The following is a 14,540-nucleotide window of genomic DNA, read 5'->3' on the forward strand; positions in this document are numbered from 1 at the left end:
AGTCCCACCAACCCCGCCCACCCCGTCCCCGTAAGGTGAGCCGGACACCCGTCAACCGTTGTCCACAGCCGTGTCCACCGGCGTTCCCGGGCCGCCGGGGGGCCGCCGTCGTGCGAGGAGAGCCGTACCGTCATGGACCACAACGAGGCGCCCGCCTACCCGGTCGGGCTGCGGCTGGCCGGGCGGCGGGTCGTCGTGCTCGGCGGTGGACAGGTGGCGCAGCGGCGGCTGCCCCCGCTGGTGGCGGCCGGCGCCGACGTGCTGCTGGTCGCGCCGTCGGTCACCCCGTCCGTCGAGGGCATGATCACCGCCGGCGAACTGCGCTGGGAGCAGCGCGGTTACCGGCCCGGGGACCTGGCAGGCGCCTGGTACGCGGTCGTGGCCACCGACGACCCGGCCGCCAACGCCGCGGCCTCGGCGGAGGCCGAGGAACGCCGGGTCTGGTGCGTGCGCAGCGACGACGCGGCGGCGGCCACCGCCTGGACACCGGCCACCGGGCGCGGCGACGGCGTGACGGTCGCGGTGCTGACCGGCGGCGACCCGCGCCGGTCGGCGGCGGTGCGCGACGCGGTCCTGGAGGGGCTGCGGGACGGCACGCTGGCGGCGCCCCGGCACCGGTCGCGTACCGCCGGGGTGGCCCTGGTCGGCGGCGGTCCCGGCGACCCGGACCTCATCACGGTGCGCGGCCGGCGGCTGCTGGCCGAGGCCGACGTGGTCATCGCCGACCGGCTCGGCCCGCGTTCCCTGCTGGACGAACTGCCGCCGCACGTCGAGGTGATCGACGCGGCGAAGCTGCCGTACGGCCGGGCCATGGCGCAGGAGGCCATCAATGCGGCGCTGGTCGAGCACGCCCGGGCCGGCAAGGCGGTCGTGCGGCTCAAGGGTGGCGACCCGTTCGTCTTCGGGCGGGGCATGGAGGAGGTGCTGGCGCTGGCCGAGGCGGGCATCGCGTGCACGGTCGTGCCGGGCATCAGCAGCTCCGTCGCGGTGCCGGCCGCCGCCGGTATCCCGGTGACGCACCGCGGGGTCGCGCACGAGTTCACCGTGGTCAGCGGCCACGTCGCGCCCGACGACCCGCGGTCGCTGGTGGACTGGGCGGCGCTGGCCCGTTCGCGCGGCACGCTGGTGCTGCTGATGGCGGTCGGCAACGCCGCCGCCATCGCCGCCGCCCTCATCGCCCACGGCCGCGACCCCGGCACCCCGGCCGCCGTCGTCCAGGACGGCACCACCGAGACCCAGCGCCGCGTCGACGCCACCCTGGCCACCCTCGGCGCCACCGTCACCGCCGAGGCCGTGCGCCCGCCGGCGATCATCGTCATCGGCGACGTGGTCACCGTGGCCGGCGCCCCGGCGGGGCCCACCGCATCGCAGGAGGACGACCGTTCCCGTGGCTGAGCCGATCACCGTCGACGACCCCGCCGACCCGCGCCTGCACGACTACACCGGCCTGACCGACGTCGAACTGCGCCGCCGCCGCGAACCGGCCGAAGGACTGTTCATCGCCGAGGGCGAGAAGGTCATCCGCCGCGCCGGGCAGGCCGGTTACCCGATGCGCTCCATGCTGCTGTCGGCCAAGTGGGCCGGGCCGATGCGCGACGTCATCGAGGCCTCGCCCGCGCCGGTCTACCTGGTCGACCCGCAGCTGGCCGAACACGTCACCGGCTACCACGTGCACCGCGGCGCCCTGGCCTCCATGGGCCGCAAACCGTTGCCGGCCCCCGCCGAGGTGCTGTCCGGCGCCCGGCGGGTGGCGGTCATGGAGGCGGTCAACGACCACACCAACATCGGCGCGATCTTCCGCAGCGCCGCCGCCCTCGGCATGGACGCCGTGCTGCTCTCCCCGGACTGCGCCGACCCGCTGTACCGGCGGTCGGTGAAGGTGTCGATGGGCGCGGTCTTCTCCGTCCCCTACGCCCGGCTCACCGACTGGCCGCACGGCCTGGCGACGGTGCGCGAGGCGGGCTTCGAGGTGCTGGCCCTCACCCCGGCGGCCGGCTCCGTCCCGCTCGACGAGGTCGCCGCGCACCGGACGGACCGCGTCGCGCTGCTGCTCGGCGCGGAGGGCGACGGCCTCACCGCCCGCGCCATCGCCGCCGCCGACCGCCCGGTGCGCATCCCGATGGCGCACGGCATCGACTCGCTCAACGTGGGCGCGGCGGCGGCCGTCGCCTTCTACGCGGTCACCACCGGCCGGCCACCGGCCTGAACCGGCGCCGCCCGGCAGCACGCTGCCCGACCGGCGGTACGCGTTGACCGCCGGCACGTCTCGGCCGACGGTACGCGTCGACGCCGGCACGTCTCGGTCGGCGATACGTCCCCGACCGGCGGTACGTCCCCGGCCGTACGCCTGATGAGCCGTACGGCCCTGCGAGGCGTACGGCCCGACGGAGGCGTACTGCTGGACGGTGCCGCACCGCGGGCGCCGGCCGTACCGCCCGGCGCCCTACCGCTCCCTTCGTCCGCCGGTTCGCCGGGTCACGACTCCGGCGCGGGCGGTGGCAGTCGGACCGCGGCGGCCAGCAGTGCCCGGTGCCGGCCGGGCGTGCCCAGTGCCAGCTCGTCGGCCTTGGCCCGCTTGAGGTACAGGTGGGCCGGGTGCTCCCACGTCATGCCGATGCCGCCGTGCAACTGGACGCACTCCTCGGCCGCGTGCACCGCCACCCGCGAGCAGTACGCCTGCGCGACGCTCACCGCGACCGGCGCGTCCGGCGAGGAGACGGCCAGCGCGTCGGCGGCCGCCCGCGCCGCGGCCCGTGCCGAGACCACCTCCTGCCACAGGTCCGCCAGCCGGTGCTTGACCGCCTGGAACGAACCGACCACCCGGGCGAACTGCCGCCGCTCACCGAGGTAGGCCACCGTCATCTCCAGGCACCGCTCGGCCACCCCCAGCTGTTCGGACGCCAGCAGCCCCGCACCGGCCAGCAACCCGGCCTCCAGCGCCCGCGCCGCCGTCCCCGCACCGGCCACCGCCCGGCCGGCCGCGCCGTCGAACACCACATGGGCGACCGGCCGGGTGAGGTCCAGCGACACCACCGGTTCCACCCGCACCCCGGCCGCGCCCACCGGCACCTCGAAGAGCCCGGGGCCGTCCGGGCCGGTCGCCGGCACCAGCAGCACGCCGTCCGCCGACACGTCGGCCACGCTCGTCACCCGCCCGGTCAGCGCGCCGTCCGCGCCGGCCCGTACTGCCGCCGGGAACGCCGCGCCCGGCGTGGTCGTCAACGGCACCGCCACCGCGGCCGGCAGCTCACCGGCGGCGATCCGCTTCAGCGTCTGCGGCGCGTCGGCCACCGCGAGCACCGCCGTCGCCATCGCCACGCCCAGGAACGGCACCGGCGCCACCGCGCGGCCCAGCTCCTCCATGACGACGGCCAGTTCACGCGCCGACGCACCCTGGCCGCCGGCCTGCTCCGGCACCGTCAGCCCGGCCAGGCCCAGGTCGGCCGCCAGCCTGCGGTACAGCGCCATGTCGTACGGCTGCGCGCTCTCGCAGCGCGCCAGCACCGCGGCCGGCGGGCAGTGGTCGGCCAGTACGTCCCGCACTGCGGCGCGCAGGTCGTCCTCGACGTCGGAATACAGCAGATCGGGGGAGCCGGTCATCGGGGCAGGTCCTTCCAGGCGACGTCCTTGTCGTTACGCGGCTCGGCGGGCAGGCCCAGCACCCGCTCGGCGATGATGTTGCGCAGGATCTCCGACGTGCCGCCCTCGATCGAATTCCCCTTGGCCCGCAGATAGCGGTAACCGGCGTCCCGCCCGTAGAAGTCGACCTTCTCCGGCCGGACCATCGTCCAGTCCTCGTACCGCAGCCCGTCCTCGCCCAGCAGCTCCACCTCGAAGCCGCTGATCCGCTGGTTGAGCCCGGCGAACGCCAGCTTCAGCCCCGAACCCTCCGGGCCCGGCGCGCCGACCGCCAGCTGCTGGCGCACCCGCTCCGCGCCGAGCCGGGCGACCTCGGCCTCCACCCACAGCTCCAGCAACCGGTCGTGCAGCTGGAGGGTGCGCAGCTCCGGGCGTTCCCGCCAGACGGCCGCCGCGCGGGCGATCATGCCGCCCTCCCGGGGCAGCGGATTGCCGCCGATCGCCACCCGCTCGTTCATCAGCGTGGCCTGCGCGACCCGCCATCCGTCGCCCTCGTCGCCCAGCCGGTGCGCGTCCGGGATCCGGACCCCGGTCAGGAAGACCTCGTTGAACTCCGCCTCACCGGTGATCTGCCGCAGCGGCCGCACCTCGACGCCCGGCGCGGTCATGTCGCACACGAAGTACGTGATGCCGCGGTGCTTCGGCACGTCCGGGTCGGTCCGCGCGATGAGGATCGCCCAGCGCGCGGTGTGCGCGCTGGAGGTCCACACCTTCTGCCCGTCGACCACCCAGGTGTCGCCGTCCCGCACCGCCCGGGTCCGCAGCGAGGCCAGGTCGGAGCCCGCGCCCGGCTCGCTGAACAGCTGGCACCAGACCTCCTCGCCGGTCCACAGCGGCCGCAGGAACCGCTCCTTCTGCTCCGGCGTGCCGTACCGCAGGATGGTCGGCGCGGCCATGCCCAGGCCGATCCCGATCCGCTGCGGATCGTTGTCCGGGGCGCCGGCCGCGGCCAGCTCGGCGTCCGCCACCGCCTGGAGCGAGCGCGGCGCGCCCAGTCCGCCCAGCCCCACCGGGAAGTGCGCCCACGCCAGCCCCGCGTCGAACCGGGCCCGCAGGAACTCCGTCCGCTCCGTCACCGCCGGATCGTGCGCGGCCAGGAACTCCCGCACCCGCTCCCGCACCTCGTCCGGTCCCCACCCCGCTGAACCCGGACCTGTACCGCCGTCGTCCGTCGTCATCGCCGCGTCTCCTCTCCGGCGCCCGTGTCACCGATATCTAAGCAAGCGCTTGGAAACGTATCGCGATCGACGCTGGACACGCCAGACCTCGAACGGGTGAACGGTTGGGCGACGGGTGAACGGAGCGGGAGACGAGCCCGGAGAAGCCGCGGACGAACGCGCGAAGGGGCGGTGTCCCGGGGGGCGGGGGTGCTGGCGGGGGAGGGAGGGCGCCCCGGCGAGGCCGAAGACCGCGTCCCGGCGGGGAATGCGCCCGCATCCCGGTGAGGGCCGCCCCGGCGTACGCCGTCCGGGCCGCCCCGCCGGACGCCGTCCGGGCCGGTGTCAGGCGGTGGCCGGGCCGGTGTCGGGCGGAGGTCAGCGTCAGGCGGTGGCCGGGCCCTCGGCCGGCGCCGGAGCGTCGAGCTGCCGGCCGACCGGGATGCGGCCCGGGTGGCCCAGACCGCGTGACGGGCCCTGGCAGCCCTGGGCGACCGCGATGCCGAGGGCGACCAGCAGCGTCACCGTGACGAAGACGATGATCCGCTGTCGCAGCAGCCGGCGGTTCGGCCCGGGGCCGGGGCGGCGGCCGGCCGCCGTGCGCGGTACCGGGGTCCGCGGCGCGGGCGGGCGGGCCGCGGAACGGGCGGGCGTGCGGCCCGACCGGGGAGCCGGGGTGCGCTGCGCCGTGCCGGACGGCGCGGCGCGGCCGGAGCCGGCCTCCTGCCCGGCCCGCTGCTCGGTGTGCTGCTCGACGTAGCGGGCGGCCCGCTGCCCGGTCGGACGCTCCGGGTGCGGCCCCGCCGCCTTGGGCAGCACCGGGCCCTCCCGGCGCAGCGGGTCGGTGCCGCGGGCCTCCCGGGCGGCGATCTCCGCCAGCCGTTCGGCCAGCCGGGCGGTGTCCGGACGGTCCTCCGGCTCCTTGGCCAGGCACGCGTACACCAGCGGCGCCAGCGAGTCCGGCACGCCGCGCAGGTCCGGCTCCTCGTGCACCACCCGGTAGAGCATGACCTCCGAACTGCCCTGTCCGAACGGCGAGTCGGCGGCCGCCGCGTACGCCAGCGTCGCGCCGAAGGCGAACACGTCCGTCGCCGGGGTGACCGCCGCGCCGCGCACCTGCTCCGGCGCCAGGAAGCCGGGGGAGCCGACCGCGGTGCCCACGTGGGTCAAGGTGCTCGCCCCGGTCGCCCACGCGATGCCGAAGTCGATGATCCGCGGGCCCTTCGGCGACAGCAGGATGTTCGACGGCTTGAGGTCCCGGTGCACCACGCCCGCGTCGTGCACCGCCACCAGCCCCTCGGCCAGCGCGGCGCCGATCGAGGCGACCTCGGCGGCCGGCAGCGGGCCGTCGGCGCCCACCCGGTCGTACAGCGAGGGCCCCGGTACGTACTGCGTGGCGAACCACGGCCGTTCGGTCTCCAGGTCGGCGGCGACCAGCCGTGCCGTGCAGCCGCCGCGGATGCGCCGCGCCGCCGACACCTCGCGGGCGAACCGCTGCCGGAACTCCTGGTCCTCGGCCAGCTCCGGCCGGATCACCTTCAGCGCCACCCGCTGGCCCCGTTTGTCCGACCCCAGGTACACCACGCCCATGCCGCCGGCGCCGAGCCGCCGGTGCAGCCGGAACGAGCCGACGACACGCGGGTCCTCGCGCCGGAGCCGCATCATCGTCATGTTCTTCCCCTGGTTCCGGGTCCCGTGCTCATCGGGGACACGCCCCTCGCCGCCCGCCCTCGTCCGACTGACCGTGCCACAGCTTACGTACTGACCGCCCGTCGCGCGGCGAGGCGGCGCCCGCGACCAACCGTCGATTGTCAGTGCCGGGTGAGATCCTGGACACGTGGGGAGATTCCGCCGTACGGCCGGGGCGGAGCCTGCCCGCACACCTCATGGTTCCGTCCTGACAGGGGGATTGACGGCGTGAAAGGTGATCGCGTGGAGATAGTGGTGGACGCGGGTGACACCACCCGCACCTACGACATGGTGGCCACTCGTGCCGGACGGCGCGTGGAGACCGCGGTACGCCGCGGTGTGGTCGAGGTCAGCGAGGTGACGCGCAACGGAACCCCGGTGCGCACCGCCCGATTCATGGCGACCCGGGTCCTGGCCCTGGTCGAGCAGCCGGTGCCCAGGACCGGTCCGGACGAGCAGAAGGGGGCCGGCGCCGCCGCCTGACCCGGGGGTCTGTCAGGGTCCGGACCCCCGCGTGTCCACCCAGGGGAGTAGACGGGGGCCCGGCACGTCATCCTCGGGGAGGCCGCCCAAGCGGTACGCGGGCATGACGACGCCGGGCGCCCGTGCGCCTACCGTGGTGATCGAGCGGTGGACGACGGTTCTCGTCCCGCCGCGAACTGACCTACGGGGAGCAGCACGATGGCGGGCAGCACGGCGGCGACGCGCACGGTCGAACGAGTACGCGTCCTGACCGCAGCGGTACTGCCCGGCCCGCGCCGCGACAGCACCCGGCATCCGCTGGTGGCCGCCGCGATGGCGGTTCCCGTCGCCCTGCTGCTCGCCGTCGCCTGCGGCGGCTGGCACGCCATGGCGGTACAAGCGTCGTCCGTGGCCGGTCTGATGGGGCGCTGACGCGTCCCTCCGGTCCCGGGAGAGCGGCCCGGGCCGGGGCACCGGTACGAGACCCCGTGGGGACGGGGGCCGTCGGACGGCACGAGGCCCGGACACCGATCAGGTGGCCGGGCCTCGCCACATTCCCCGCGCGGCGGCCTCGCGCACCGGCCGGCCGCCCCGGTGACGGAAAGGACCAGGGCCCCCGCATCCGCGCACTGCGCGGGCGTGGGGGCCCTGGTCACTCGTGGACGATACTGGGATTGAACCAGTGACCTCTTCCGTGTCAGGGAAGCGCTCTCCCGCTGAGCTAATCGTCCGGGAGGTGGGTCGCTCGGACCCGGGTGGTGTACGCGATACTGGGATTGAACCAGTGACCTCTTCCGTGTCAGGGAAGCGCTCTCCCGCTGAGCTAATCGCGCGGGAAGGTCCTCGCGGACCTCGTGGACGATACTGGGATTGAACCAGTGACCTCTTCCGTGTCAGGGAAGCGCTCTCCCGCTGAGCTAATCGTCCGAGGTGGAGACGGGATTTGAACCCGTGTAGACGGCTTTGCAGGCCGTTGCCTCGCCTCTCGGCCACTCCACCAGCGTGGTGGTCCGAAGACCTCCATCGAGCGGACGACGGGATTCGAACCCGCGACCCTCACCTTGGCAAGGTGATGCTCTACCAACTGAGCCACGTCCGCATGCGCCGTGCTCCGGAGCCTCGTTTGCCCCGGCGACGTGTTGAACTCTAGCGGAATTCCGCTCCAGCTCAAATTCGTTTCCGCAGCACGGCCGGGTGTCCCGCGCGGAAGTCCCGGCCCGAGCAGCGGTGATCGGAGAGGATGACCACACCGGAACGACCGACCAGGGGGCGGAGCGACGGAGGCAGGACACCATGATGATCTGGGTCAACGGACGACTGCGTGAGGCGGCGGAGGCCACGGTCTCGGCGCTCGACCACGGACTGACGGTGGGGGACGGGGTGTTCGAGACTGTCAAGACGGTCGACGGCCGGCCGTTCGCCCTGGACCGGCACGTCGAACGGCTGGCCCGGTCGGCCCGCGGGCTCGGACTGCCGGAGCCGGACGCCGCCGAGGTGCGCCGCGCGGTGGCCGAGATCACCGCCGGCGACCCGCCGCCGCTGGGCCGGCTGCGGATCACCTTCACCGGCGGTGTCTCGCCGCTCGGCTCCGAACGCGGCCGGGAGGGCCCCACCCTGCTCGTCGCGCACGACCGGACCACCCGCCGCCCGGACAGCGCCGCGGTGGTCACCGTGCCGTGGACGCGCAACGAGAACGGCGCGCTGACCGGCCTGAAGACCACCTCCTACGGTGAGAACGTGCTCGCCCTGGCCCATGCCCACGCCCGTGACGCCTCCGAGGCGCTGTTCGCCAACACCCGCGGACGGCTGTGCGAGGGCACCGGGTCCAACGTGTTCGTGGTCATCGACGGCGAGCTCCTCACCCCGCCGCTGGACTCCGGCTGCCTGGCCGGCATCACCCGCCGCCTGGTCCTGGAGTGGACCGGCGCCCGCGAGGCCGACCTGCCGCTGAAGGCGCTGCGCGAGGCCGACGAGGTCTTCCTGACCTCCACCCTGCGCGACGTGCAGGCCGTCCACCGCATCGACGACCACGAGCCGCCCGCCGCCCCCGGGCCCGTCACCACGCGGGCCATGACCACCTTCGCCGAACGCGCCGCCGCAGAGGAGAACCCGTGACGACGACCTTGCGCCCCGCCGCCCCCGAGGAGACCGGCCCGGACGGGGCGCGGGCGCGTTCCTTCGTGGTCCGCGTCAACGGCCGGGAGGCGGGCCGGGTCCGGCTCACCACCGACCCCCGGCACGGCCCGCGGGTGGGGGTGATCGACGTGCTGGAGATCGACGAACCCGACCGCAGGCGCGGACGCGGCGCGGTCGCCGCGCTGGCCGCCGAGGAGGTGCTGCGCGGCTGGGGGTGCCGGCGGGCCCGCGCCGAGGTGCCCGCCGGGTCGCGGTACGGCCTGCGGCTGGCGGCCGCGCTCGGCTACCGCGAGGTCAACCGCCGCATGGTCAAGGCGCTCACCGCCCCCGCGCCGCAGCCGCCCGGCGGACTCGCGATACGCACGATGTCCCCGCAGGACTACCGCGCCTGGTTCACCCGCACCCGCGCCGACATCGTGCGCAAGTGGGCCGACGAGGGGCTGTCCCCGCAGCAGGCGGTGGCGCTCGCCGACGCCGACTACGCCACGCTGCTCCCGGACGGCCCCGGCACCGAGGGCACCGCGCTGCGCGTGCTGTCGCGCGACGGTGTCGACCTGGGATGGCTGTGGCTGCGGATCGCGCTGCCCGGCGGCGGCGCGGTGCTCCCATGGGTCTACCTGATCGAGATCGCCGCCGGTCAGCGCGGCCACGGCCACGGCCGAACCCTGATGCGGGTCGCCGAGGCCGAGTGCCTCGGGGCCGGCGCCGACAGCCTCGGCCTCAACGTCTTCACCGACAACGTCCCGGCGATGAGCCTGTACGCGTCACTGGGCTACCGGCCGACGACGCACGTCATGGACAAGCCGCTGACCTGACGGCCGGCCCCGGAGCCGTCGGCCGCTCCCGCGTCGGCTTCCGCCCTCAGCCGCTCCCGCTCCGGTGACGAGCCGCCGTGCGGGCGTGGGTCCCGGCTCAGGCGCGGCCCAGCAGCCGGTCGGCGATCTCCTCGATCCGTTCGCGCAGTCCTTCCATGCTCTGCCCGCCGTCCAGCCGTACGCCGTCGATCACGTACGTCGGGGTGCCGGTCACGCCGATCGCCCGGCCCTCGGCCTCGTCGGCGTCGACGGTGAGCATGTGCCGCCCGTCCACCAGCGCGGTGTCCAACTCCTCGGCGTCCAGGCCGACTTCCTGCGCGATCTTGACCAGGAGGCGCTGCCCGCCGGACGCCAGCTCCTCGGCGCGCGACAGCACCGCCTCGGTGAAGGGCCAGCCGGCACCCTGGGTGAACGCCTCCTCGGCGGCCTCGGCGGCGGGGTAGGCCTGGGCGTGCTTGGCCAGCGGGAAGTGCCGCAGCCGGATGTCGAGGGCGTCGCCGTACCGGGCCCGCAGCGCGCGCAGGTCCTCCAGCGAGGCGCGGCAGTCGGTGCACTGGAGTTCGCACCAGAACTCCAGGACGGCGGGGGAGGCGGCGTCGTTGCGCGGCGCGTCGTTCATGGGACCAGTCTCTCAACACCCGCGACCCGGTCCGCGCCGGTGCCGTTCCTCCGCCCCGGGCAGGAGGCGCCCCGGAGATGTCCCTGAACCCGACCCGTAGGGCATGGCCGCGAAGCCCGCGGCGAGGCAGGATGGAAGCAGGCGGGAGAGCCGGGCCGGTTCCCCCGCCACCGAACGCGAGGGGAATGCGATGTCCGTGAACGCCATGACGGCGACGCCGAGCGTGGGGAGGCCGCCGTGCTGACCGCGGTGGTGTGTGTCGCGCTGTCCGGCGCCGGACTCGCGGTGTCGCTGCTGACCGCCTGGCGCCGCCGGTTCCGCCGCGCGGTGAAGCTGGCCGCCGTCTCCCTGCTCCCCGTCGGCCTCTACCTGGCCGGCCTCATCACCCTGGGCGGCAGGATCGGCTCCGCGGTCGGCGGCTGGGCGGCGGACCTGGTCCTCAGGCCCACCGTCTGGCTGGGCTTCGCCGTCATCGCGGTGGCCGTCGTGCTGTACCTGGCCTCCCGCATCGGCGCCAAGCGCTCCGGCGGCCGGGACACCGGCGAGGGCCGGGCGGCGGTCCGTGGCGGCGCCGACGGTGCCGTGGCGCCGCGCTCCAGCGGTGCGGCGATATCGGCCGGCGGGTCCCCGGCGGCGGCCGGTGAGGGCAGGCGCGGCAAGAAGACGGCCGGCGCCGGCGCGGAGTTCGACGACGTCGAGGCGATCCTGCGCAAGCACGGCATCTGACGGCGGTCCCGGCCCGCGGCGCACCCGCCCGGGGCCGCCGGGACCCGGCGTTCGGCACGTCTCGGCAGGTGAGACGTCCTACACGTGTGTCGCAAACCACCCCAACGAGTGCGCGTGTCAGCGTCGTGGTCCGGGTCGGCTGCGCGATGATTCGGCTCGGTCACCCGGCCAACTCCCCTGTCGCACGCGGTACTTGGCGTGCCGTCGGATGGGGACGGTTGTGCGAGGGGACCTTCTGTCGAGTGATCACGAGATCATGACCCGTTAGGCCACGCACCACATGAACCACGAGCGCCGCGGGTGCCTCTACGCGCTCTCCCAGCCGCCCCTGATGGTCTTCCTCGGGGTGATCGGCAGCCTGCTGTTCTTCGGAGCCTGCTACGACCTGTTCGGCCTGTGAGGGCCGGCCCGGGAGGTAGCCCACGAGGGAACCCGCGAAGAAGCCCGAGAAGGAGCCTGCGATGGCATCCGCGAAGAGCCCGCGCGGAACCCGCGAAGAAAAGGGACCGGACGCGAACCGCCACCGCCGTCGCACGTGAGGTGCGCCGGCGATACCGGTTCGCGTCCGGGCTCTGGGGCGTGTCTTGTGGGTCAGGGTGGATCAGGGAGCGGCGTCCGGTGCGGTACAGGGCAAGGCGCCGGAGCGTCCCGATAGTTGGTTTTACCGGGGCGTTTCGGCAACGCCGCGATGTGCTGTGCCAGGCGTCGCGAGCCCGCCGGGATCCACAAGACACGCCCTGAGGCCCGCGGCCGTCCCCCCGAGTCAGGACGGTCGCGGGCGTCCGGTGCGGCTAGCTCTCCGCGAGGATGTGCGACAACTCGGTGTCGAGGTCGAAGTGGCGGTGCTCGGTGCCCGGGGGCACCGCGGCGTCCGTCCGCTTCAGGAACGACTCCAGGGCACGGGCCGGCGCCTCCAGCAGCGCCTCGCCCTCCGGGGAACTCAGCGCGATGCAGACGACGCCCTGGCCGTGGCTCCTGGATGGCCAGACCCGGACGTCGCCCGTGCCGGTGGGCCGATGCAGCCCCTCGGCGAGCAGGTCGCGGGCGAACACCCATTCGACCGTCTCTTCGGCTCCGGTGTGGAAGGTGGCGTGCACGGCGTAGGGATCGGCCGTGTCGTACCGCAGGCCCGCTGGAACGGGCAGTGAGGATTCGCTCGACACAACGAGGCGCAGGTGCAGCTCGCAGCTGACCGTGGTGTTCATAAGCGCCAGGGCCTTTCGCTCAGTGTGCGCTCGGGGATTCGCACGTCGGCGAAATCGACATGCCACCTGCGAGGACGTTGTAAACCCCTCTGACCGGTTTGTGAAACTTCTGGTACTTCGTTCGGACCATTGTCGGCCAGTGCTGGTGGGCCGGGCCGGTGACGAAACATTTTTCGCTGGTTTAGGTGGGAAAACACGTTCCGTCACCACCGCTGGCGCTGGGAAACCAATGGCCAAGGATCTGGCTCGATCCCACCCGGTCCTCCGGCGCCGCCGAATCCCGCCCCATGAGATACGCGAAGCCGCGCGAGGGGGTCGGCGAGGGCGTTGGCGAGGGCGTTCAGGACGGTGGCGACCGTGGTCACGAGCAGCCGCCGGCTTGCGGTAACGTTCTCTGCGCGGCCGAGTGATCGGCAGGCACCCGGGCGATTAGCTCAGTGGAAGAGCGCTTCGTTCACACCGAAGAGGTCACTGGTTCGAGCCCAGTATCGCCCACTCGACGACAGGCGACCCCTGTCCGCGGAAAGCGCGGACAGCGGTCGCCTCGTTGCATTTCGGCTCGGCTTCGCCTCGCCTTTGCGGGGGGCTTCGCCCACCCGCACCCCCCGTCCGCGTCTGCCGTGGTCGGCGGAGGCGTCCTCGCGCCAGTGCGGTGGTCGCTCTGGCGTTCACCGTGGTCACCGGGGGCGTCCTCGCACCGGTGCCTTGGCTCCAGGCTCCGTCTGCCGGCTCACCGGTGCCTCCTCGCACCGGTTCCGTGGTTCCCCGGCGTTCACCGTGCGCGGCGGGGGCATCCCCGCACCGGTGCCTGGTCACTCTGGCGTCTGCCGGGCTTCGGGGGATCGTTCGCGCGGCGGTGCCGTGGTCGCCGTGGCGTCTGCCGGATCACCGGAGGTGTCCCCGCGCCGGTTCCTGGGTTGCCCAGCGTTCACCGTGCTCACCGGTGCCTCCCCGCACCGGGTGCCATCGGCCCCACCCCGCTTCCCCCGCCCCGGAACCGTCCCCGTAACGCCGTTCCGGGCTTCGTCGCGGGGTCCGGGGGAAGGCGCCGCGTATGGACTGGCACCGGTATCGATTCCACAGTGTCTGGCGGCTGGACGCGGCGCCCCGCGAGGTCTACGCGGCGCTGGAACGCGCCGAGGACTATCCGCGCTGGTGGCCGCAGGTCCGCGGCGTCGGCCCGGCCCCCGCCCCTGCCCCCGGCGGCCCCGACACCTCCGCCGACCCCGACCGTGCCGACCCCGCTCCCGACCCCGCCGCTGAGGCCGGCGCCTCCGACCCCCGCCGTGGAGCCGACGGAGTCATCCGGTTCCGGTCGGTTCTGCCGTACGAGCTGGTGGTCACCGCGCGGGAGGCGCGGCGTGATCCGGCGGCCGGCGTGCTGGAGATCTCGATGGCCGGGGACCTGGAGGGCTGGGCGCGCTGGACGGTGTGCGCCGACGGGGCGGCCGGCAGCCGTGCGGTCTTCGACCAGGACGTGGTGGTGCGCAAACCCCTGATGCGGCGTCTGGCGCTGCCCGGGCGGCCGCTCTTCCGTCTCAACCACGCGCTGATGATGCGCGCCGGCCGCCGTGGCCTGCGGTCGTCGCTCGCCGCGCACGGCCCGCTGCGAAACGGTTTGTGGCCGAAGTCCCCCGCCATGTATCGTTCACGTCGTCCGGGCGATTAGCTCAGTGGAAGAGCGCTTCGTTCACACCGAAGAGGTCACTGGTTCGAGCCCAGTATCGCCCACTCGACGACAGGCGACCCCCGTCCGCGGAAAGCGCGGACGGGGGTCGCCTCGTTGTATTGCGGCTCGGCTTCGCCTCGCCTTTGCGGGGGGCTTCGCCCACCCGCACCCCCCGTCCGCGCACGCGTGGACGGCGGGGCGTCCTCGACGTCCTGCTCACCGCGTAGCACCCCCCGTCGGCGCACGCGTGGACGAGGTCGCCTCGTCGCGTTCGCGGCCCGCCTCGGTCACCCGGTAGCGCCGGGCCGGGGCCGGGTGGGAAACGAACTTCGCCCGTGGGGGGCGGTCTCGGTACGATTCGAGCGTGCGGCGTCAGCTGCCCGGCTGCGGAACGTCCGCAGGACATGAGTCAGGAGCCCTCCC

13 protein-coding genes and 7 tRNA genes are annotated in these 14,540 nt (G+C 74.3%); 10 read left to right on the top strand and 10 right to left on the bottom strand.

The annotated features are described in order from the left end of the window. Window positions 1-132 precede the first annotated feature (132 nt). The gene (gene cobA, locus POF43_RS18250) at window positions 133-1,395 is read left to right on the top strand and encodes a uroporphyrinogen-III C-methyltransferase (RefSeq protein ID WP_271317470.1); all 1,263 of its coding nucleotides are present in this window, start codon (window positions 133-135) and stop codon (window positions 1,393-1,395) included. Next, entirely contained in the window at window positions 1,388-2,206 is an 819-nt protein-coding gene (locus tag POF43_RS18255) for a TrmH family RNA methyltransferase (RefSeq protein ID WP_271325082.1), read from the top strand. The genes cobA and POF43_RS18255 overlap by 8 nt, the downstream gene beginning before the upstream one ends. 269 nt (window positions 2,207-2,475) lie before the next feature. Here POF43_RS18255 and POF43_RS18260 read toward each other — a convergent pair whose 3' ends face one another. From POF43_RS18260 to POF43_RS18270, 3 genes are all read right to left on the bottom strand, one after another. Further along, the gene (locus POF43_RS18260; RefSeq protein ID WP_271317468.1) at window positions 2,476-3,600 is read right to left on the bottom strand and encodes an acyl-CoA dehydrogenase family protein; all 1,125 of its coding nucleotides are present in this window, start codon (window positions 3,598-3,600) and stop codon (window positions 2,476-2,478) included. Next, entirely contained in the window at window positions 3,597-4,817 is a 1,221-nt protein-coding gene (locus tag POF43_RS18265) for an acyl-CoA dehydrogenase family protein (RefSeq protein WP_271325083.1), read from the bottom strand. Before POF43_RS18265 ends, POF43_RS18260 begins: the two co-directional genes overlap by 4 nt. Before the next feature lie 363 nt (window positions 4,818-5,180). Next, on the bottom strand, window positions 5,181-6,467 hold the full coding sequence (locus POF43_RS18270) for a serine/threonine-protein kinase (RefSeq protein ID WP_271324261.1): 1,287 nt from the start codon (window positions 6,465-6,467) through the stop codon (window positions 5,181-5,183). A gap of 246 nt (window positions 6,468-6,713) precedes the next feature. Here POF43_RS18270 and POF43_RS18275 point away from each other — a divergent pair, with 246 nt between their 5' ends. Continuing rightward, on the top strand, window positions 6,714-6,968 hold the full coding sequence (locus POF43_RS18275; RefSeq protein ID WP_271316164.1) for a DUF8836 family protein: 255 nt from the start codon (window positions 6,714-6,716) through the stop codon (window positions 6,966-6,968). A 198-nt stretch (window positions 6,969-7,166) separates the two neighbouring features. Beyond that, on the top strand, window positions 7,167-7,379 hold the full coding sequence (locus tag POF43_RS18280) for a hypothetical protein (protein ID WP_271316163.1): 213 nt from the start codon (window positions 7,167-7,169) through the stop codon (window positions 7,377-7,379). Window positions 7,380-7,606: 227 nt separating this feature from the next. Here the strand turns inward: POF43_RS18280 and POF43_RS18285 are convergent. The 5 genes from POF43_RS18285 to POF43_RS18305 all read right to left on the bottom strand — a co-directional run bounded on the left by POF43_RS18285 (window position 7,607) and on the right by POF43_RS18305 (window position 8,046). Further along, window positions 7,607-7,678 (bottom strand) — tRNA-Val (locus POF43_RS18285). Between the two features lie 30 nt (window positions 7,679-7,708). After that, window positions 7,709-7,780 (bottom strand) — tRNA-Val (locus POF43_RS18290). Between the two features lie 22 nt (window positions 7,781-7,802). Then, a tRNA-Val gene (locus tag POF43_RS18295) sits at window positions 7,803-7,874 on the bottom strand. Between the two features lies 1 nt (window position 7,875). Further along, window positions 7,876-7,946, bottom strand: a tRNA-Cys gene (locus POF43_RS18300). A 27-nt stretch (window positions 7,947-7,973) separates the two neighbouring features. Beyond that, a tRNA-Gly gene (locus POF43_RS18305) sits at window positions 7,974-8,046 on the bottom strand. A 194-nt stretch (window positions 8,047-8,240) separates the two neighbouring features. Between POF43_RS18305 and POF43_RS18310 the strand changes: the two genes are divergently transcribed. Continuing rightward, window positions 8,241-9,062 (top strand): aminotransferase class IV, encoded by an 822-nt coding sequence (locus POF43_RS18310; protein WP_271316162.1) that lies wholly within the window; start codon window positions 8,241-8,243, stop codon window positions 9,060-9,062. Further along, window positions 9,059-9,898 carry a GNAT family N-acetyltransferase gene (locus POF43_RS18315; protein ID WP_271316161.1) on the top strand — a complete coding sequence of 280 codons (840 nt, stop codon included), beginning with the start codon at window positions 9,059-9,061 and terminating at the stop codon, window positions 9,896-9,898. Before POF43_RS18310 ends, POF43_RS18315 begins: the two co-directional genes overlap by 4 nt. A 97-nt stretch (window positions 9,899-9,995) precedes the next feature. On the opposite strand, the gene POF43_RS18320 is transcribed toward POF43_RS18315, so the two are convergent. Further along, window positions 9,996-10,517, bottom strand: coding sequence for a DsbA family protein (locus POF43_RS18320; RefSeq protein ID WP_271324262.1), 522 nt, complete (start codon window positions 10,515-10,517; stop codon window positions 9,996-9,998). A 237-nt stretch (window positions 10,518-10,754) separates the two neighbouring features. On the opposite strand from POF43_RS18320, the gene POF43_RS18325 reads away from it, so the two are divergent. Continuing rightward, window positions 10,755-11,243, top strand: a complete 489-nt coding sequence (locus tag POF43_RS18325) for a hypothetical protein (RefSeq protein ID WP_271324263.1) — start codon at window positions 10,755-10,757, stop codon at window positions 11,241-11,243. A gap of 791 nt (window positions 11,244-12,034) precedes the next feature. Here the strand turns inward: POF43_RS18325 and POF43_RS18330 are convergent. Further along, entirely contained in the window at window positions 12,035-12,448 is a 414-nt protein-coding gene (locus tag POF43_RS18330) for an SsgA family sporulation/cell division regulator (protein ID WP_003959770.1), read from the bottom strand. A gap of 423 nt (window positions 12,449-12,871) precedes the next feature. Here POF43_RS18330 and POF43_RS18335 point away from each other — a divergent pair. The 3 genes from POF43_RS18335 to POF43_RS18345 all read left to right on the top strand — a co-directional run bounded on the left by POF43_RS18335 (window position 12,872) and on the right by POF43_RS18345 (window position 14,179). Further along, window positions 12,872-12,943 (top strand) — tRNA-Val (locus tag POF43_RS18335). 559 nt (window positions 12,944-13,502) lie between these two features. Then, window positions 13,503-14,117, top strand: coding sequence for an SRPBCC family protein (locus POF43_RS18340; RefSeq protein ID WP_282704652.1), 615 nt, complete (start codon window positions 13,503-13,505; stop codon window positions 14,115-14,117). Further along, window positions 14,108-14,179 (top strand) — tRNA-Val (locus tag POF43_RS18345). Before POF43_RS18340 ends, POF43_RS18345 begins: the two co-directional genes overlap by 10 nt. The last annotated feature ends 361 nt before the right edge of the window (window positions 14,180-14,540 follow it).

It is taken from the genome of Streptantibioticus silvisoli (genome assembly GCF_027947535.2).
Classification (GTDB): domain Bacteria; phylum Actinomycetota; class Actinomycetes; order Streptomycetales; family Streptomycetaceae; genus Streptantibioticus_C; species Streptantibioticus_C silvisoli.